Origin of the sequence: Saccharothrix sp. NRRL B-16314 (assembly GCF_000716595.1) — a bacterium.
Lineage (GTDB): Bacteria > Actinomycetota > Actinomycetes > Mycobacteriales > Pseudonocardiaceae > Actinosynnema.
On the sequence record NZ_JNXC01000035.1, the window covers coordinates 34,142 to 52,332 of the forward strand.

Below are 18,191 nucleotides of genomic sequence, written 5' to 3' on the forward strand. Positions count from 1 at the left end.
CTAGTCCGGGCCGCCATCGTCGCACGTCGGAAGGCCCGGTGCGACCCGTCGACCACCCGATGCGGAATCATCGGGCCATGACTCAGCAGTGGTCCGCTCCCACCGCCCACGGCCCCGTCCACGCGACGGTACCCGTGCCCGGTTCAAAGTCGATCACCAACCGGGCGCTCGTGCTGGCCGCGCTGGCCGACGCCGCGTCCACCGTGCACGCCCCGCTGCGCAGCCGGGACACCACCCTGATGGCCGCCGGGCTCCGGTCCCTCGGCATCGGGCTCACCGACGGCCCGAACGGGTCGTGGCTGGTCACACCCGGTGCGATGCGCGGTCCGGCGCAGGTCGACTGCGGGCTGGCGGGCACCGTCATGCGCTTCCTGCCGCCCGCCGCGGCGCTGGCCGTCGGCGACGTCACGTTCGACGGCGACCCGCACGCGCGGACCCGGCCGATGACCACGATCCTGGACGCGCTGCGGGCGTTGGGCGCGGACGTGGAAGGCAGTTCGCTGCCGTTCACGCTGCACGGCAAGGGCGGCGTGGCCGGCGGTGAGGTCGCCATCGACGCGTCGGCGTCGTCCCAGTTCGTGTCCGGGCTGCTGCTGTCGGGCGCGCGCTACGAGAACGGCGTGACGATCCGCCACAGCTCCGGTGGGAAGCCGGTGCCCTCGTTGCCGCACATCGAGATGACGGTGGCGATGCTGCGCGAGGCGGGTGTCGTCGTCGACGACTCGACGCCGAACGTGTGGCGGGTGGAGCCGGGACCGATCGCGGGCCGCGACTGGCACGTGGAGCCGGACCTGTCCAACGCCATGCCGTTCCTGGCGGCGGCGGCCGTGACCGGCGGCGAGGTGACCATCCCCGGCTGGCCCGCGCGGACCACCCAGCCCGGCGGCGCCGCACGCGAGCTCTTCGAGCGCATGGGTTGCGCGGTGGCGCTCACCGACGCCGGTCTCACGTTGTCCGGTCCGGAGAAGCTGGTCGGCGTGGACGTGGACCTCAGGGACGAGAGCGAGCTGACGCCGACCGTGGCGGCCCTGGCGGCGCTCGCCGTCGGCCAGACCCGGATCCGCGGCGTCGCGCACATCCGCCACCACGAGACGGACCGGATCGCCGCGCTCGTCGCCGAGGTCAACCGGGTGGGCGGGCAGGCCGAGGAGACCGAGGACGGCCTGGTCATCACGCCCCGGCCGTTGCGCGGTGAGGTGTGGCGGGCGTACGCCGACCACCGCATGGCGACCGCGGGCGCGATCATCGGACTGGTGGTGGAGGGCGTGTCGGTGGACGACATCGGGTCGACGACCAAGACGATCCCGGACTTCCCCGGGATGTGGGCGACGATGCTGGGGACGCCGATGCACGGGACGCGCTGACGTGGCACGCGGCGACTGGCGGCGGCTGGACGAGTCCGACGTGCGGGTGCGGCCGGGCAAGGGGACCAGGCCGCGCAGCAAGCGCCGGCCCGAGCACGCGGACGCGGTGCCCGCCATGGTCGTCGGGGTGGACCGCGGCCGGTGGACGTGCGCGATGGACGGTGACCCGGGACGGTTGGTCGTCGCCATGCGGGCGCGGGAGCTGGGCCGCACGCCGGTCGTGGTGGGCGACGACGTCGGCCTGGTCGGTGACACGTCCGGCCAGCCGGACACGCTGGCCCGGATCGTGCGGGTGGACGACCGCCGGAGCGTGCTGCGGCGGACGGCGGACGACACCGACCCGTTCGAGCGGGTGGTCGTCGCCAACGCGGGGCAGCTGGTGATCGTGTCGGCGCTGGCGGACCCGCAGCCGCGCCGCGGTTTCATCGACCGCTGCCTGGTCGCCGCGTACGCGGGTGGGCTGGAACCGTTGCTGTGCCTGACGAAGTCGGACCTGGCCCCGCCGGACGACCTGCTCGCCGCGTACGCCGAGCTGTCCCTGCCGGTCGTGGTGACGCGGTCCGACGAGGACCCCGAGGAGCTGCGCTCCCGGCTGGTGAACCGGGTGTCGGCGTTGATCGGGCACTCGGGGGTGGGCAAGTCCACGCTGGTGAACAAGCTGGTGCCGGACGCCCACCGGGCCGTCGGCGTGGTCAGCGGTGTGGGCAAGGGCCGGCACACGTCCACCCAGACCGTGGCGCTGCCGCTGCCCGAGGGTGGCTGGGCGGTGGACACCCCGGGCATCCGCTCGTTCGGGCTCGCGCACATCACGCCGGACGACATCGTCGGCTCGTTCCCGGACATGAGGGCGATGGCCGAGGAGTGCCCGTCCGGCTGCGGCCACCAGGGCCCGCCCGACGACCCGGACTGCATGCTCGACGAACTCGTCCGCACCGGCGAGGCCTCCCCCGGCCGCCTCGACTCCCTGCGCCGCCTCCTGTCCTCCCGCAGCAAGCTGGAGGAATACGACTAACCCGAGAGTCCTACGTTCAGAACGCGTGAGTCCTACGTTCAGAACGCGTGAGTCCTACGTTCGCGTACCCCGAATTCAACGCTCGGAACGCGCGTCGGCGGCTCACGCGGGCGGCACGCGGTAGTACGGTGCGCAGCCGTGGCGAAGGTGACGGGTATCGGCGGTGTCTTCCTGCGAGCGCGCAACCCCGAGCGCTTGACCGAGTGGTACCGCCGGCACCTCGGCGTGCCGATGAGCGACGGCGGCGCGATCACGTTCCACCCGGCGGACGCGGAGACGGTGTCGTTCGCGCTGTTCGCCGACAACACCGACTACTTCGGCGAGCCGGGCCAGCGCGCGATGATCAACCTGCGGGTGGACGACCTGCCCGCGCTGTTAGCGCAACTGCGCGGGCAGGGCGTCGAAGTGCTGCCGCAGACGGAGGACTCCGAGTTCGGCCGGTTCGGGTGGTGCGTCGACCCCGAGGGCAACCGCATCGAGCTCTGGCAGCCGGCGCCCGGCATGTGACACCCCGTATGGGACACCCGGCATGGGACACCCGGTATGTAACGACGACTGCGCTCGAAGTCCGCGAACGGTCGGCTACATCAGCTCCAGCAGGAACGGCAGCTCCTGCGCCGCGTACCAGGCCAGCTCGTGGTCCTCGGCACCGCCCAACGCGAACTCCGCGTCCGGGTCGCCCAGGTCCGCCGCGTCGATCACGTCCGCGGCCGCGCGCACGTCGTCCTCGGCCTCCGACGTGTCCAGGTGGATCGCGGCCACCAGCTTCATCGGCACCGGCCCGGACAGCTTCACCACCGAGAAGTCCAGGTCCGGCCGCAACTTCGCGTCCGGCACGTCCACCGACACCACCGCCCGCCGCGGCACCGCCTTCTCGTCGCCCGCGATCAGCCGCAGCGAACCGCGAGCCGCGTCGAGCATCGCCGAGTACTCCAGCTCTTCCGTGTCACCGGTCGCGTAGGACTCGCGCAACGCGGGCGTCAGGGCGAACCCCGTCCCGCCCACCGGCACGAACTCGCCCGTGTCCACCAAGTCGCGCAACATCGCGACGGTCGCCGGGAGGTAAACCCTCATGTGGACACCGTTCCCATCAGTTCCTCCACCGACTCCTCGACCATCGCCGCCAACACGTCCACGTCGGACATGGCGTCGCGGTCCGCGTTCAGGCCGAAGTACACGCCACCGTCATAAGACGTCACGCCGATCGACAACGCCTGGTTTTTCGCCAACGGCACAACCGGGAACATCTCGATCATCTTCGCCCCCGCCGCGTACAGCGGCACCTGCGGCCCCGGCACGTTCGTCACCACGACGTTGAACAACCGCCGCGAGAACGACGACGCCGCCCGCGCGCCCAACGCGTGCAACGTCGGCGGCGCGAAGCCCGAGAACCGCACCAACGTCTGGGCCGCCACCGACTGCCCCGACTCCTGGTGGGCGCGCGTCGCGTGCGACACGTGGTGCAGCCGCACGACCGGGTTCGGCTCCCCCACCGGCAGGTCGACCAGGTACGCCGACACCTGCGCCTCGTCGTTGCGCACGGACATCGGCGCCATGGCCCGGATCGTGGTCCCCGCCGTCACGACCTCGCCGCGCGACAGCAACCAGTTCCGCAACGCGCCCGACAACGCCGCCAGCACGCCGTCGTTCACCGTGCCGCCGTGCACGCGCCGGATCTCCCGGAACTCGTCCAACCGGGTGCGCGCCACCGCGAACCGCCGCTGCGGCGAGATCCGCACGTTCAACGGGCTGCCGGGTGCGGGCGTGGCGGCGGTGCGCACCGCGGACGCCAAGCCGCCGAACACCCCGGCGACCTTCCGCACCGTCGCCACCGTGTCCATCGTCGCCGACCGGACGTTCTCCACGATCTCACCGGGCCGCTGCACCGCCTCGGCCACCGCGTCCACCACCAGCTGCAACCCGCTCGGCTCCGGCGACGGCATCCACAGCGCCTCCACCGGCGGCCGGGGCGTCGCGGACACGTCCAGGATCACCTGCCCGATCTCCGGCGCCCCGATCCCCGACACCATCGCCTGGTGCGTCTTGGTGATCACCGCGGTCCGGTTCCGGGCCAGGCCCTCGACCAGGTAGATCTCCCACAACGGCCGGGTGTGGTCGAGCGGCCGGGACATCAGCCGCGCGACCAGGTCGTGCAACTGCTGGTCGCTGCCCGGTTTCGGCAACGCCGACCGCCGCACGTGGTACGTCACGTCGAAGTCCGGGTCGTCCACCCACACCGGCCGGGCCAGCCGTCCGGGCACGTGCACGACCTTCTGCCGGTACCGGGGCACCAGCGACAGCCGCTGCTCGATCAGGTCGACCAGCCGGTCGTAGTCGAACCGGGTGCGCGGCCGGCGGAACACCGCCACCCCACCGACGTGCATCGGCGTCGTGGAGTCCTCCAGGTACAGGAACGAGGCGTCGAGCGCGGACAGGCGGTCGGGCATGCGGTCCAGGCTAGTCGGTGCAGGCGCGCACGAGCCTGCGCACGGCGCTGACCTCGGCTTCGTCGCGCTTGTGCCGGGCGAGCCTGATCTCCGCCGCCGCGGCCATGGCCCGACGCGCCTCGACCCGCACCGACACGTCCACGCCCGACAGGAACCCGCGCACGAGCCGGGACCGGGCGAGCCGCTTGACCGGTCGCAACGGCGCCACCGCCATCGCCAGCCAGCTCATCGCGACGTCGATCTTCCGGTCGCCCCGGCGCGCGCTGGCCCAGTCGACCACCACCGCGCCCTCGGGGCCCATCACCACGTTGCCGGGATGCAGGTCGAGGTGCAGCAGGCCGCCGTTCGGGCTCTGCCCGTCCAGGAAGTCGGGCGCGGGCACGGCGTCCAGCTTGCGGTGCAGTTCGGCCAGCTCGCGGCCCAGCGCACGGGCGCGCCACGGCTTGGCGTCCAGCTCCTGCGACATGCGCGGACCGGGGACGTACTCCATCACCAGGTCCGTCTCCGAGGCGTCCGCCACCCTCGGCACCGGTATGCCGTGGCGGCGCAGGTACCGCATCAGCTCGGCCTCGGGCCCGAGGTCGCGGCCCGCGCGGCTGCGCTTGACCAGCAGACCGTCGGGACGCAGGTAGACGTCCGCCTCCCGGCCACTGGCCAGCAGACGATGCGCCTCGTCGCGCGTTGTCATGTGACGATCATCATGATTGACAGCGCGAAAGCAAGCCCCAAACGGGTAGTGGACACTTGCCGACGTGGATGTGTCACCCAAGGACAGGTTCGTCACCGTGTACGGCCGCAAGCCCGTGCTGGAAGCGCTCGACGACCCGCGGCTCGAAGTCGACAAGGTCATGCTGGCCGACACGGCGCGCGGTCCGGCCGCCCGCGAGATCCTGGACGCGGCGAACCGCCGGGGTGTCCAGGTCCAGCGGGCGACGGCTCAGCGGGTCAAGGTGCTGGCGGGGAACGGGAAGCAGGACCAGGGCGTGCTGGCCGACGTGGTCGCGCCCCGGATGCGCCCCCTCGAACTGGGGCTGCGCGAGAACCCGCGGAACGTGCTGGTGCTGGACGGCATCACCACGCCCGCGAACGTCGGCATGATCCTGCGGACCGCGACGGCCGCCGGGATGGACGGCATCGTGGTGCCCCGCCGGGGGGTGGCGTCGATCGACCCGCTGGTGGTGAAGGCGTCGGCGGGAGTGGCGTTCCGGGCGCCGGTGCTGCGGTGCGCGACCGCGGCCGAGGCTGCCGCCGCGCTGCGCGCCTCCGGTTACCCGATCTTCGCGCTCGACGCCGGCGCCCGGCACTCGGTGTACTCGGCGGACCTGCCGGCCCGGGCGGCGTTCGTGCTGGGCAGCGAGTCGGCGGGCATCTCGGACGACGTGCGACCGCACGTGACGGGGTGGCTGTCCATCCCGATGGCGGCGGGGGTCGAGTCGCTGAACGTGGCCAGCGCGGCGGCCGTGCTGTGCTTCGAGGTCGTGCGCCGGCGGACCACCCACTGAGCACCGCGTCCGGTGGGGCGCAGCGCGGGCACCGGAGGGCCGCTCCGATACCCGCGCTGCTCAACCGGCTGACCAGTGGCTCACCACAGCCACCCGAACGCGGTACCCGTCGACACGGGCCCGTCCCGGTCAGCCCTCAATGCCCCACACCCACGCCGCTCGTGACGCGTCGGATGCGGAACCGCGGCTCGTGCCCACCAATTGCCATTTCGGCAGTGACCGGTGAACGCCTAGAACGTACGGGGGAATCGGAGCGACCGGCAATTCACCGCCCGGGTGGATCTTCGGTCGCCGTTGGTGACCAATTAACTCTGAAGAGGGACCTGGAGCAGTGTTTCCAGTTCCTCAAGGGTGGATTGCACGGACTGGTGGTGCACACCGACCATTCCGGCTGCCGCGGCGCCCCGCACGTTGACCCGCAGGTCGTCCACGAAAACGCATTCGTGCGGCGGGAGGCCGAGGCGCGCGGCGGCGAGGAGGTAGATGCGCCGGTCGGGCTTGGCGATGCCGACGTCGCCGGAGGTGATCACCACGTCGAACAGGGAGGACCACTCGGCCGGTGGCCGCCACAAACCGTCGGCGTTGGACAGCACGGCGGTGAGAACGCCCTGGTGGCGGGCCTGGCGGGTGGCCGTGAGCAGGGGCGGTTCGAGCGCGGTGTGGTCGTCGCCCGGGTCGGTCAGCACGCCGCCGAAGTCCAGCACCAGTCCCCGCACCATGCCTCCATCAGGTGATCTCGGTACGAAACCCCGGCTGTTCGCCCTCGGTTCAGCATGCCACCTCAGCTGCGCACGCTGTCGTCGACCGGGCCCGCGAAGCACCGGCACCCGACCGCCGAGCCCTCACCGCCGTTCAGCGGGCCCCTGGCCGCCGCCCCGGCGCTTGACCCGCGACGCTTCCTGTTCCCGCTGATAGAAGCCCTGAACGGCCGTCGACCACCGGGGCAGCTGTCGGCCACCTTCGCCCCGGACGCGCTGACCACGCTGACCGGTGTCACCGCCCGGACGCACGCCCGCCTGGGCCGCTACCGCCTGTGCCACGTTTCGGCGGATGCGGCGGAACTGGCCGGAACGCTGCACATGCCGACGAAAGTCCGCGCCTTCGCCGCCAGGGTGGAACGCAGGAACTCGCGCTGGCACTGCACCGAATTCCACCTGCTCCCCTGATTCGCCACCGGACAAAAAGAAGCGGGGTGCCGGCTTTCACCGACACCCCGCTTCTTCGCCTGTATCGCGGTGTTACTCGCGCGGGCCCTTGCGCTGGCCCTTGGCCTGGGCGCGGGCAGCGGCGCGGCGTTCCTTGCGGGTGCCGGACTGGCCGCCACCGGCCTGCTGGGCGGCGTTGCCACTGGTCTCGGCGTCACCGGACTCCGACGGGCCCGAGTAGGTCAGGCCCTGCCGGCCGTGACCGTCCAGACCCTTCCCGCGCAGCGCCGGCGGGATGGCGTTGCCGCTCTGGAGCTGCGCCAGAGCCGGGCCGGCCGGTGCCTGGTTGGCCTCGGCCTGCTGCTGTTGCTGCGCGGCTGCTGCGGCGGCTGCCCGAGCGCGGGCACGGCTGCCTACCAGCGGGCCACCGTCGGCGATCGACACCTGGACCGGCGGCTCGGCGGCGGGCTGGGGTTCGGCGGCCTCGACCTGGAGGTTGAACAGGAAGCCGACCGTCTCCTCCTTCAACGCCTCCAGCATGGCGTTGAACATGTCGAACCCCTCCCGCTGGTACTCGATCAGCGGGTCGCGCTGGGCCATCGCCCGCAGGCCGATGCCCTCCTTGAGGTAGTCCATCTCGTACAGGTGCTCGCGCCACTTGCGGTCCAGGACGGACAGCAGCACGCGGCGCTCCAGCTCGCGCATGGCACCCGGCCCGACGCGGCCGTCGATGTCGGCCTCGCGCGCCTCGTACGCGGCCAGGGCGTCGGCCTCCAGCTTCGCCCTCAGCGACTCGCGGGTGACGTCGTCCTCTTCTTCGAGCAGCTTCTTCGGGTCGAGCGTGACCGGGTACAGCGTCTTGAGCGCCGTCCACAGCTGGTCGAGGTCCCAGTCCTCGGCGTAACCGTCGGACGTCGCGCCGTCGACGTAGGCGCCGACCACGCTGGTGATCATGTGCTCGACCTGTTCGCGCAGGTCCTCGCCGTCGAGCACGCGGTGGCGCTCGGCGTAGATCACCTTGCGCTGCTCGTTCATCACCTCGTCGTACTTGAGGACGTTCTTGCGGATCTCGAAGTTCTGCTGCTCGACCTGCGTCTGCGCGCTGCGGATGGCCCGGGTGACCATCTTGTGCTCGATCGGCACGTCGTCCGGCACCTTCAGCCGGGTCATCACCGTCTCGACCATGGCCGCGTTGAAGCGGCGCATCAGCTCGTCCTTCAGCGACAGGTAGAACCGCGACTCGCCCGGGTCGCCCTGACGGCCGGAACGACCGCGCAGCTGGTTGTCGATCCGCCGCGACTCGTGCCGCTCGGTGCCCAGCACGTACAGGCCGCCGGCCGCGCGGACCTCCTCGGCCTCGACCTTGACCTCGGCGCTGATCTCCTCGATCAGCTTCGCCCAGGCGGCCTCGTACTCCTCCGGGCTCTCCACCGGGTCCAGGCCGCGCTCGCGCAGTTCGTGGTCGGCGAGGATGTCCGGGTTGCCGCCCAGCACGATGTCCGTGCCGCGACCGGCCATGTTGGTGGCCACCGTGACGGCGCCCTTGCGGCCGGCCTTCGCGATGATCAGCGCCTCGCGGTCGTGGTGCTTGGCGTTGAGGACCTCGTGCGGGATGCCCTTGCGCACGAGCAGCTTCGACAGGTACTCCGAGCGCTCGACGCTCGTCGTGCCGACCAGCACCGGCTGGCCCTTCTCGTGCCGCTCGGCGATGTCCTCGGCGACCGCCTCGAACTTCGCCTCCTCGGTCTTGTAGACCAGGTCGGCCTCGTCCTTGCGCTGCATCGGGCGGTTCGTCGGGATCGGCACCACGCCGAGCTTGTAGGTCTGGTGGAACTCGGCAGCCTCGGTCTCGGCGGTACCGGTCATGCCGCCGAGCTTCTGGTAGAGCCGGAAGTAGTTCTGGAGCGTGATCGTGGCGAGGGTCTGGTTCTCCGCCTTGATCTCGACGCCTTCCTTGGCCTCGATCGCCTGGTGCATGCCCTCGTTGTAGCGGCGTCCCGCCAGCACGCGGCCGGTGAACTCGTCGACGATCATGACGTCACCGCTGCGGACGATGTAGTCCTTGTCCTTGGTGAACAGTTCCTTCGCCTTGATCGCGTTCTGGAAGTAGCCCACCAGAGGCGTGTTGGTCGAGTCGTACAGGTTGTCGATGCCGAGCTGGTCCTCGACGAACTGCACGCCCGCCTCGGTGACGCCGATCGTGCGCTTGCGCTCGTCCACCTCGTAGTGGGTGTCCTTGCGCATCCGTGTGGCCAGCCGGGCGAACTCGACGTACCAGCGCGACGACTGGTCGGCCGGGCCGGAGATGATCAGCGGCGTGCGGGCCTCGTCGATGAGGATCGAGTCGACCTCGTCGACCAGTCCGAAGAAGTGGCCGCGCTGGACCATCTCGTCCCGGCTCCACGCCATGTTGTCGCGGAGGTAGTCGAAGCCGAACTCGTTGTTCGTGCCGTACGTGATGTCGGCGTTGTAGGCGACGCGGCGCTGCTCGGGCGTCATCTCCGCCAGGATCGCGCCGACGGTGAGGCCGAGGAACCGGTGGATGCGGCCCATCCAGTCGGCGTCACGTTTGGCCAGGTAGTCGTTCGTCGTGACGACGTGCACACCCTCACCCGCGATGGCGTTCAGGTAGGCGGGCAGCACGGAGGTCAGCGTCTTGCCCTCACCGGTGCGCATCTCGGCGATCTGACCGAGGTGCAGCGCGGCGCCGCCCATCAGCTGGACGTCGAACGGCCGCTGGCCGAGGGTGCGCTTGGCGCCCTCGCGGACGACCGCGAAGGCCTCCGGCAGCAGGTCGTCGAGGGTCCAGCCGTCGGCGTAGCGCTGACGGAACTCCTCCGTCTTCGCGCGCAGCTCCGCATCGGAGAGGTCGACGACGTCGTCTTCGAGGTTGTTGATGTGCGCTGCGATGTTGCGCAGGCGCTTGAGCATCTTGCCCTCGCCAGCGCGGAGCAGTCGGGACAGCACCATCCGGGTCGACCTCATTACCTCATCGCGACGCGCCCGGGGGACGGGCGCCTTCCACAGGGCTCACCACGGCCATGGCGAGCCTTCACCACCTGCCATCGTAGGCAAGTCGTGAAGGTGTGTGCACAGACACAGGTAGGAAGGGGTGCGGAACCCCCTGTAACGGCCCCCGCGACACCCCGACGACCGCCCCTGGCCCCCACGCTGGTGAAGGCACCAGGACCGCCCCAACCACCCTCCCACCACGGCGGCGAGGCGGTTGGGCGGCCGGGTGTGCCCGTGTGCGGCGTGTGCGGCCTGGTGGGTGGGGGCCTGGTGGGTGGGGCTGGAGGTGGTCGCCGCCGCACCGCCGCACCGCCGCACCGGCGCACCGGCGGGCACACCCAGGCACACTCGGCCACCCCGCCCCGGCCTGGTCCGCAGCACCGCCGCCGCGCACCGCCGCCCTGCACCGGCACCGTCACCGCCCCGCCCCGCCACCGCCCCGGTCCGCCCCGGCCCGGCCCCGGTCCGCCCCTGCCCCGGCCCCTGCCTCGGCCCCCGAGGCAACCACCACGCGAGGTCGCGTCGATCGTTCGCGGCGCGTTTTCCGGCGATCATGCTCTTCGATCGTCGGAAAACGGGTCGCGAGCGGTCGACTTCCAGGCGACCGAGCCGCCGCCTGCGGAGCAGCGGCAATCAGACACAGAGCAGCGGCAATCAGACACAACCCCCGGCGCGAGGGGCGCCGGGGGCTGCGAGGTCAAGTGAGGGGACCGTGGTCAGGCGAGCCTGATCACGCCGTAGTCGAATCCCTTTCGGCGGTAGACGACGCTCGGACGTCCGCTGTCCGCGTCGGAGAACAGGTAGAAGTCGTGGCCGACCAGTTCCATCTCGTAGAGAGCCTGGTCGACGGTCATCGGCTTGGCAGTGTGCTCTTTCTCGCGCACGATCTGGCCGGGCAGGCTGTCCTCGATGCCGTCGTCCCAGCGCTGCGAGGGCACTTCCGCCATGCCCTCGTCCGCGGGTTCCGACTCGTCCGCCTCCAGCACGGCAGTCCGGCCGAACCACGTGCCCTGCGTCTGGGCGTCGTGGTCGGGGCCGAGGGGCAGAGTGTCGGCGAGTCCGCTGGTCGCCTCGGCGACCGACGTCGGGCCGCGCCGCCCGTGGTGCACGCGCCTGCGGTCATGCGAGCGCCGCAACCGGTTCTCGAGCTTCGTCACCGCGGAGTCCAGGGCGGCGTAGAAGTCGCCCGCACACGCTTCGGCGCGAATCACCGGGCCCCGTCCCTTGCCGGTGATTTCCACACGCTGGCAGTTCTTGGACTGCCGGCGGTTCGGCTCGTGGAAGAGCTCCACGTCAAAGCGGATGACCTTGCGGTCGTAACGCTCAAGCCGCGTCAGCTTGTCGGCGACGTGAACCCGATAGTGATCGGGCACCTCGACATTGCGGCCCTTAACGACGATGTCCATACACGACCTCCCTCGCTTTGCTGCGAGCAATGGCTTTGGATCGCTTGGGCGCCGGGTTCGCGATCATGGTCGCGGACGTTGTCGCTGAGGGTGGTCCCTCAGCGCCCCACCGGCGCCAGGGTCATGGGCTGTTCGCCTCCTCCCCGCGTGCCGGGAACGCTGATAGCGGTGGACGTTAGCCCGGTATTCGCCGCCGCGACACCCCCCGGGGCGGGGGAACTCCAAGAATTTCCGGCCGTGACACAGAGCGACGAGAAACCGGTACCAGCCCAGCGTGACGAGCGCACGCTGAGACGCCCCGCTGACGACCGCTCACCCGAACGGCCCAGCTCGGCGCGGTCACCTGTCGCTGGAGCGACTACGGCGAACGGCCTTGGTGGGGACGTCATATCCGGCCAACGGGCGAACGCGCCGGGAGGTTCCCGGCATCTTTCACCCGTGTGGGTGGCCCCGGCGGGCTGTTGTCAGCGTGAGCACGGCGGTTACCCGGTATCCGCCGGTTTTCAACATCGAAACGCAAGCGGATGCGGTCGATCCTGTCGTGACCACGTCGTCCAGCAGGACAAGCTTCGCCCCGGGCGGCGGTAGGCCACCGCGAACGAGCCGGACGCGGCCCGCCAGATTCGCCTGCCGGGACGCCGCGTCGAGCTTCACCGAATCACGAACGCCTTTCATGAATGCGAGTGCCGGCGCCACGGAAAAGCCGGACGCACGTGCCATTCTCAGCACGTGGGAACCGCCGCGGGCACGGGCGGCGGACGCGCGGGAGGGCGCCGGCACGAGCCACGGGTCCGGCCCCACGCCGGGCAGCCGGGGAAGGGCGGCGGCGATCAGCGCGCCGAACACGGCCGCGAGCTCCCGCCGCCCGCGCTCCTTGAACGCGAGCACCAGCTCGCGCGCCGCACCCGCGTACGCCGCCAACGCGTACACGGGCGGCCCGGCACCCGGCACGCGTATCGGATGCCCGAACAGGGCCAGGCAGCGAGCGCACAGCCGCACGCCCCAGGTGCCGCAGCCGGGACAGCGGGGCGGGAACAGCAGGTTGATCAGCATGGTCCCGACGATGCCGGCGACCCCCGACAATCCAGGGCCGTTCCGGGAGCTGTGCGGCGTTCACGATCGGGTGAAGCTCGATCCGCCGGCCTCAGCCCGGGTAGAACGCCCGGGTGCCCGGCTGCACCTTGGTCGCGGACGCACGCCACACGTCGCCCACGTCGCTCGCGCTCCACAGGCCGCTCTGGTCCACCGCCAGCACGTTCCGACCGGGCGCGGCCGTCACCGAGTTCACCGGAACGGTCAGGTTCGACGTGCTGTACCGCTCGATCCGCACCCCGTCGATGTTGACCTTGGCGATCGGCCACGCGGGCAGTGACGTGCTCACCACGACGACGTCCTGCGCCAGCCAGTCCAGCGACAGCGCACCGGCGCCGAGCTCGGCCGACCGGATGTTACGCGGCGACCGCAGCGAGACCGCGGAGTCCTGCCCCCGCACGACCGCCGCCACCACGAGCTTCCCGCCCACGACGGCCGCCACCCGCGTGCCGTCACGCGACAGCCGCAGCTCGGTGATGCCGCCGCCCAGCACGGTCAGCTCGGACGCGTTGACCGCGTTCGCCGCCCACCCGGTCTCGGTCCTGATCACGCGCACCACGTTGACCCCGTCCACGACGGTCCACACCTCGGTGCTCGGCTCGCCCTGCCGCCCGCTGAGCAGCCACGTCGGCCTGGTCATCGTGGCCGCGGGCAGTTCCACCACGCCCAACGGCCCGGACAGCGCGCCGACCCGCAGCCGCACGGAGTTCTCCGCGATCCGGCTCACCACGGCCAGCTCGCTGCCGTCCATCGACTGCGCGGCGCTGACCACCTGGTACTCGCCCGCACCGGCCGGACCCGGCAGCGGCTCGCCGTTCATCTGCTGCACCCGCCCGTTGCCCACCAGCAGCCCGTTCAGATCGGCCTTCGGCATGGTCAGCGCCTCACCGGTCTGCACGTCCGCGGGCCGCCACTCGGGCTGGTCGGCGTTGATCGGCTGGCCTTCGACCAGCACCCTGATCCGGCTGCTCGTCACCCCGGCCAGGGACTTCACGAACTGCGCCACGATCTGCTTGCCGGTCTGCACCGTGATGTCGCCGACTTTCGTCAGGTCCACCTCCAGCGCGCCGTCGTCCGCTTCGGACGTCTTCCGGCGCTGGCCGGCGCCGTTCGGGATGGCCGTCGTCAACGCGCCGCGCATCCCCACCGCAGGCCCCTTGAGCAGCAGGTCCGTCACGCGGGTCGGGATCTCCGTCGACGGCGCGGCGACGACCCACCGCGGGTCGGGCACGAGCACGCCGAAGTCCGGGCTGTGGAAGAACAGCGTCACCCGGCGGTAGTTCTGCTGGAACCCGCCCAACGGCACGTAGACGCCGTCCGGCGGCTTAGAGATGCGCCACTGGTTCTCGCTGTTGCGCTCGATCCCGATCGGCGTGTCCAGACCTCCGACGAGCTGGATGAACGAGTTGTCCTCCAGCTGGAGCCGGCCGACGTTCCGCCCCTGGAGCAGCACCATGCGCTGCTTGTCGTCCGCCGTCATGCTCGGCGTCGGCACGGTGTTGAAGGTCGTCTCGATGATCGTCGGCATGACCTTGGTGTTCCAGGACTTCTTCGCGTCCTCCGTCAGGTACGCCTTGGCCGCCTCGTAGTCGTCCTCCGGGTTGGCCGAGGCGTTGACGAACTCGCGGACCAGCGTCAACGGCTCGATGTCGTCGACCGGCTTGGGCGCGGCGGCCTCACTGGCGTTGCCCGGCGACGGGTTGACCGGGATCGGCGACGTCTCGGTCGGGATGGCCGCGCAGCCCGAGGCGACGCCCACGGCCAGGAGCAGTGCGAGGAGCCTCACCGGACCTCCTCGCGTTCGCCGGTGACCGGTTGCGCGGGCTGCCACGTGATCTCCTCCTCGGTCAGCTCGACGACCTCGTCCGCCGGGTCCGCGCCCTCTTCCTCCGACTCGATCACGGGCGGCAGGTCGGGCGGTTCCAGCGGGAGCGGGCTGGACTTCAGCTCGTGGCCGTGGCTGCACGGCAGGGTCAGCCGGAACACGGCGCCGTGGCCGCGTTCGCCCCACGCCTCCAGCCAGCCGCCGTGCAGCCGGGCGTCCTCCAGGCTGATCGACAGGCCGAGGCCGGTGCCGCCGGTGCGGCGGTTGCGGGACGGGTCGGCGCGCCAGAACCGGTTGAACACCAGGTCGGCCTCACCGGGGCGCAGGCCGACGCCGTGGTCCCGGACGGTCACCGCGATCGCCTCGCCGTCGCCGCGGAGCTTCAGCTCGACCGGCAGGCCCTCGCCGTGGTCGATGGCGTTGGCCAGCAGGTTCCGCAGAATCCGCTCGACCCGGCGGGCGTCCAGCTCGGCGGTGACCTCCTCGTCGGGCAGGTCCAACACGATCGTCGTGCCGCTGCTGTTGGCGATGGCGCGCACCGCGTCGTGCGCGCGACGGGCCAGCACGCGGATGTCGACCAGGTCGGCGGCCAGCTCCTCGACGCCCGCGTCGAGCCGGCTGATCTCCAGCAGGTCGCCGAGCAGCGATTCGAACCGGTCCAGCTCGTCCACCAGCAGCTCCGTGGAGCGGGCCAGGCCTCCGGGGAACTGCTCGCGGGACGCGTGCAGCACGTCGGCGGCCATCCGGACGGTCGTCAACGGCGTGCGCAGCTCGTGCGAGACATCGGAGGTGAAGCGCCGCTGGAGCTGGCCGAACTCCTCCAGCTGGTGGATCTGCCGCTGGATGCTCGCGGCCATCTCGTTGTACGACTCGGCGAGCCGCGCCACGTCGTCCTCGCCGACCACGGGCATCCGCTGGTCGAGGTTGCCGTCGGCGAACCGCTCGGCGATCTCGGCGGCCTGCCGGACCGGCCGCACGACCTGCCGGGTGACGAGGTTCGCGATGAGGGCGAGGAGCAGGAGGAGCACCAGGCCGCCGATGACGAGGGTGCTCTGCACGACGTCCGCGGTGGCCTGCTCGCTGGTCAGCGGGAACAGCAGGTAGAGGTGCATGGCGCGGGCGGAGCTGTTCACCGGCTTGCCCACGACGAGGAGGGTGGTCGGGCCGGTCTCGCGGGCGACGGTGGTGATCTGGTAGCCGGCGCTGCCCCGTTCGAGCATCTTGACCAGGCCCTCGGGCACGTCGCGGTACTCGCCGACGGCGACGGGGAGGCCGTCCGAGCCGACCCCGGCCGGGTCGGGGTCGTAGAGCACCGGTTCGAACGCGCCCGCGCCGGAGCTGGTCGGGTCCAGGTCGACACCGGAAGTGTTGATCTTGTTGAGGGCGGCGGTGAACCGGGTCTTCACGCTGTCCGGACCGGGGTTGAGGCCCGCCAGGTCCGGCTGGATCGCCGCCGCGCTCGCCTCGGCCTGCCGGAGCGCCGCCTCGATCTTGGTCTCGAGCAGCTGGCCGGTGATCTGCACCTGGAGGACCATGCCCAGCACGAACACCACGGCGGACGAGAGCGCGAGCGTGCTCACCACCACGCGCAGCTGCAACGACCGCCGCCACAGCTCACCGAACGAGATCGCCTGACGGCGCGCGCGATCGACCACGCGGCGCACTTCGCGCGCGACGGGGTCGAACCAGCGCGGTGTCATCTGACCGCTGCTCCGCGAACGATCGACGCGACCTCGCGTGGTGGTCCCGTTGGGCGTCGTGGAGTGCCGACGCCGACGATCATGGAGGTCCGGCCTTGTACCCGACGCCGCGGACGGTCAGCACCACCTCGGGGTGCTCGGGGTCGCGCTCGACCTTGGAGCGCAGCCGCTGCACGTGGACGTTCACCAGCCGGGTGTCCGCCGCGTGCCGGTAGCCCCACACCTGCTCCAGCAGCACCTCGCGGGTGAACACCTGGCGCGGCTTGCGGGCCAGCGCCACGAGCAGGTCGAACTCCAGCGGCGTGAGCTGGATCGGCTTGCCCTCGCGCAGCACCTCGTGGCCGGGCACGTCGATGGTCAGGTCGCCGATCTGCAACACCTCGGCCGGCTCGGCCTCGGTGCGCCGCAGGCGGGCGCGGATGCGCGCCACCAGCTCCTTCGGCTTGAACGGCTTGACCACGTAGTCGTCCGCGCCGGACTCCAGGCCCAGCACGACGTCCACCGTGTCGCTCTTGGCGGTCAACATCACGATCGGGACGCCCGACTCCGACCGGATCGCCTTGCAGACGTCGATGCCGTTCATGCCGGGCAGCATCAGGTCGAGCAGGACCAGGTCCGGCTTGAGCTCGCGCAGCGCGGGCAGCGCGCGTGCGCCGTCGGCCACCACAGCGGTGTCGAAGCCCTCGCCCCGCAGCACGATGGTCAGCATCTCCGCCAGGGCGGGGTCGTCGTCCACGACGAGCACGCGTGCCTTCATACCCAACATCGTCCCACTAGCGGTCGGGAGTCCACGCACCGCCCAGCGGTCATCGCTGCTGGTCGCCGGCCGGGTCCACTCCGTAGCCAGTCTCTGTCGCCGATCCACCAGCCCACCTCGTCTCGCTGAACGGGAATCGTCAGCGACTCATCGGCGTACTGGTGACGTTTTGTTACGTTCTCACACTAACGGGTGAACCACCGGTCGAGGATCGACTCGATGCGCAAGTCGGCGGTCCCGTCCAGCACCTCCCACGGCGAGAGCCACCCCGAGGCGGCCAGCTCGTCGTACACGGCGGCGCACCGCGCTTGGAGACCTCCGTCGGACTCGTACAGGTCCCGTCCACGGGCCTCTTCCGCCTCGCGGTGCGCGGCCCGGTCCGCAGCGACGCTCGCCGGCACGCGCAGCAGCAGGTGCAGGTCGGGGATCGGCAAGCCGAAGCGCTCCACCTCCAGCGCCCTCAGCCAGGCCACGAACTCGCCGTCGGCGGGTTGGTGCAGGCGGGCCGCGCCGTAGGCGGCGTTGGACGCGACATAACGGTCGAGCAGCACGACGTCGTACTGGGCGAGGTCGGCGCGGATCTTGTCGGCCGCGCCGCGCCGGTCGAGGGCGTAGAGGACCGACATGCCGTACACGGAGTCGGTCAGGTCGCCGAGCCTGCCGTGCAGCGCGTCCCGCACCAGGTCGGCGTGCACGTCCTCGTCGTAGCGGGGGAACGCGCCGGTGGCGATCTTCGCGCCGCGCGCGTCGAGCGCGTCGGTCAAGGCCTTGGCCAGGGTGCGCTTACCGGCGCCGTCCAAGCCTTCGATCACGACGAGTTTTCCCACGCGACCACCCTAAGGGGCGCTACCCGGCCACGATCGGCGGCATCATGTCCCCCACTTGGGTGACGGTTGATCCTTTCCGTCACCAGATTGAGTGACTACGGT

16 protein-coding genes are annotated in these 18,191 nt (G+C 71.2%); 5 read left to right on the forward strand and 11 right to left on the reverse strand.

Annotation, left to right across the window (positions count from 1 at the left end; all coding sequences use genetic code 11):
* Positions 1 to 77 precede the first annotated feature (77 nt).
* From aroA to OQ02_RS33295, 3 genes are all read left to right on the forward strand, one after another.
* Complete coding sequence (gene aroA, locus OQ02_RS33285) at positions 78 to 1,364, forward strand: 3-phosphoshikimate 1-carboxyvinyltransferase (RefSeq protein WP_033442623.1); 1,287 nt, start codon at positions 78 to 80, stop codon at positions 1,362 to 1,364.
* A gap of 1 nt (position 1,365) precedes the next feature.
* Positions 1,366 to 2,376 carry a ribosome small subunit-dependent GTPase A gene (rsgA, locus tag OQ02_RS33290; RefSeq protein WP_033442624.1) on the forward strand — a complete coding sequence of 337 codons (1,011 nt, stop codon included), beginning with the start codon at positions 1,366 to 1,368 and terminating at the stop codon, positions 2,374 to 2,376.
* Between the two features lie 138 nt (positions 2,377 to 2,514).
* Positions 2,515 to 2,883, forward strand: a complete 369-nt coding sequence (locus OQ02_RS33295; RefSeq protein WP_033442625.1) for a VOC family protein — start codon at positions 2,515 to 2,517, stop codon at positions 2,881 to 2,883.
* Positions 2,884 to 2,958: 75 nt separating this feature from the next.
* Here the strand turns inward: OQ02_RS33295 and OQ02_RS33300 are convergent, their stop codons facing one another.
* The 3 genes from OQ02_RS33300 to OQ02_RS33310 are packed head-to-tail and all read right to left on the reverse strand — an operon-like array spanning position 2,959 to position 5,511.
* Positions 2,959 to 3,450, reverse strand: a complete 492-nt coding sequence (locus tag OQ02_RS33300; RefSeq protein ID WP_033442626.1) for a DUF6912 family protein — start codon at positions 3,448 to 3,450, stop codon at positions 2,959 to 2,961.
* Complete coding sequence (locus OQ02_RS33305) at positions 3,447 to 4,823, reverse strand: WS/DGAT/MGAT family O-acyltransferase (protein WP_033442627.1); 1,377 nt, start codon at positions 4,821 to 4,823, stop codon at positions 3,447 to 3,449. Before OQ02_RS33305 ends, OQ02_RS33300 begins: the two co-directional genes overlap by 4 nt.
* 10 nt (positions 4,824 to 4,833) lie before the next feature.
* Positions 4,834 to 5,511: a phosphotransferase gene (locus OQ02_RS33310; RefSeq protein WP_033442628.1), complete on the reverse strand. Its 678-nt coding sequence runs from the start codon at positions 5,509 to 5,511 to the stop codon at positions 4,834 to 4,836.
* Positions 5,512 to 5,575: 64 nt separating this feature from the next.
* Between OQ02_RS33310 and OQ02_RS33315 the strand changes: the two genes are divergently transcribed.
* On the forward strand, positions 5,576 to 6,325 hold the full coding sequence (locus OQ02_RS33315) for a TrmH family RNA methyltransferase (protein ID WP_033442629.1): 750 nt from the start codon (positions 5,576 to 5,578) through the stop codon (positions 6,323 to 6,325).
* A gap of 305 nt (positions 6,326 to 6,630) precedes the next feature.
* Here OQ02_RS33315 and OQ02_RS33320 read toward each other — a convergent pair whose 3' ends face one another.
* Positions 6,631 to 7,044, reverse strand: a complete 414-nt coding sequence (locus OQ02_RS33320; protein ID WP_033442630.1) for an HAD-IA family hydrolase — start codon at positions 7,042 to 7,044, stop codon at positions 6,631 to 6,633.
* A 54-nt stretch (positions 7,045 to 7,098) separates the two neighbouring features.
* Here OQ02_RS33320 and OQ02_RS33325 point away from each other — a divergent pair, with 54 nt between their 5' ends.
* Complete coding sequence (locus tag OQ02_RS33325) at positions 7,099 to 7,491, forward strand: Rv3235 family protein (RefSeq protein WP_033442631.1); 393 nt, start codon at positions 7,099 to 7,101, stop codon at positions 7,489 to 7,491.
* Positions 7,492 to 7,563: 72 nt separating this feature from the next.
* Here OQ02_RS33325 and secA read toward each other — a convergent pair whose 3' ends face one another.
* The 7 genes from secA to OQ02_RS33360 all read right to left on the reverse strand — a co-directional run bounded on the left by secA (position 7,564) and on the right by OQ02_RS33360 (position 18,089).
* The gene (secA, locus tag OQ02_RS33330; protein ID WP_033442632.1) at positions 7,564 to 10,440 is read right to left on the reverse strand and encodes a preprotein translocase subunit SecA; all 2,877 of its coding nucleotides are present in this window, start codon (positions 10,438 to 10,440) and stop codon (positions 7,564 to 7,566) included.
* A gap of 758 nt (positions 10,441 to 11,198) precedes the next feature.
* Complete coding sequence (gene hpf, locus OQ02_RS33335; RefSeq protein WP_033442633.1) at positions 11,199 to 11,888, reverse strand: ribosome hibernation-promoting factor, HPF/YfiA family; 690 nt, start codon at positions 11,886 to 11,888, stop codon at positions 11,199 to 11,201.
* 432 nt (positions 11,889 to 12,320) lie between these two features.
* Positions 12,321 to 12,941 carry a ComF family protein gene (locus tag OQ02_RS33340; RefSeq protein ID WP_033442661.1) on the reverse strand — a complete coding sequence of 207 codons (621 nt, stop codon included), beginning with the start codon at positions 12,939 to 12,941 and terminating at the stop codon, positions 12,321 to 12,323.
* 91 nt (positions 12,942 to 13,032) lie between these two features.
* Positions 13,033 to 14,766, reverse strand: a complete 1,734-nt coding sequence (locus tag OQ02_RS33345) for an LpqB family beta-propeller domain-containing protein (protein WP_033442634.1) — start codon at positions 14,764 to 14,766, stop codon at positions 13,033 to 13,035.
* On the reverse strand, positions 14,763 to 16,505 hold the full coding sequence (gene mtrB / locus OQ02_RS33350) for an MtrAB system histidine kinase MtrB (protein ID WP_033442635.1): 1,743 nt from the start codon (positions 16,503 to 16,505) through the stop codon (positions 14,763 to 14,765). Before mtrB ends, OQ02_RS33345 begins: the two co-directional genes overlap by 4 nt.
* A gap of 79 nt (positions 16,506 to 16,584) precedes the next feature.
* The gene (gene mtrA / locus OQ02_RS33355; protein ID WP_015104936.1) at positions 16,585 to 17,262 is read right to left on the reverse strand and encodes an MtrAB system response regulator MtrA; all 678 of its coding nucleotides are present in this window, start codon (positions 17,260 to 17,262) and stop codon (positions 16,585 to 16,587) included.
* Positions 17,263 to 17,447: 185 nt separating this feature from the next.
* Positions 17,448 to 18,089 (reverse strand): dTMP kinase, encoded by a 642-nt coding sequence (locus tag OQ02_RS33360; RefSeq protein ID WP_033442636.1) that lies wholly within the window; start codon positions 18,087 to 18,089, stop codon positions 17,448 to 17,450.
* Positions 18,090 to 18,191: the final 102 nt, after the last annotated feature.

Bases quoted from the DNA above. Each gene is read 5' to 3' on its own strand.
- mtrA (WP_015104936.1), bottom strand. From the start codon at position 17,262: ATGAAGGCACGCGTGCTCGTCGTGGACGACGACCCCGCCCTGGCGGAG.
- secA (WP_033442632.1), bottom strand. From the start codon at position 10,440: ATGGTGCTGTCCCGACTGCTCCGCGCTGGCGAGGGCAAGATGCTCAAG.
- hpf (WP_033442633.1), bottom strand. From the start codon at position 11,888: ATGGACATCGTCGTTAAGGGCCGCAATGTCGAGGTGCCCGATCACTAT.
- OQ02_RS33340 (WP_033442661.1), bottom strand. From the start codon at position 12,941: ATGCTGATCAACCTGCTGTTCCCGCCCCGCTGTCCCGGCTGCGGCACC.
- aroA (WP_033442623.1), top strand. From the start codon at position 78: ATGACTCAGCAGTGGTCCGCTCCCACCGCCCACGGCCCCGTCCACGCG.
- OQ02_RS33320 (WP_033442630.1), bottom strand. From the start codon at position 7,044: ATGGTGCGGGGACTGGTGCTGGACTTCGGCGGCGTGCTGACCGACCCG.
- OQ02_RS33300 (WP_033442626.1), bottom strand. From the start codon at position 3,450: ATGAGGGTTTACCTCCCGGCGACCGTCGCGATGTTGCGCGACTTGGTG.
- OQ02_RS33325 (WP_033442631.1), top strand. From the start codon at position 7,099: ATGCCACCTCAGCTGCGCACGCTGTCGTCGACCGGGCCCGCGAAGCAC.
- OQ02_RS33310 (WP_033442628.1), bottom strand. From the start codon at position 5,511: ATGACAACGCGCGACGAGGCGCATCGTCTGCTGGCCAGTGGCCGGGAG.
- mtrB (WP_033442635.1), bottom strand. From the start codon at position 16,505: ATGACACCGCGCTGGTTCGACCCCGTCGCGCGCGAAGTGCGCCGCGTG.
- OQ02_RS33305 (WP_033442627.1), bottom strand. From the start codon at position 4,823: ATGCCCGACCGCCTGTCCGCGCTCGACGCCTCGTTCCTGTACCTGGAG.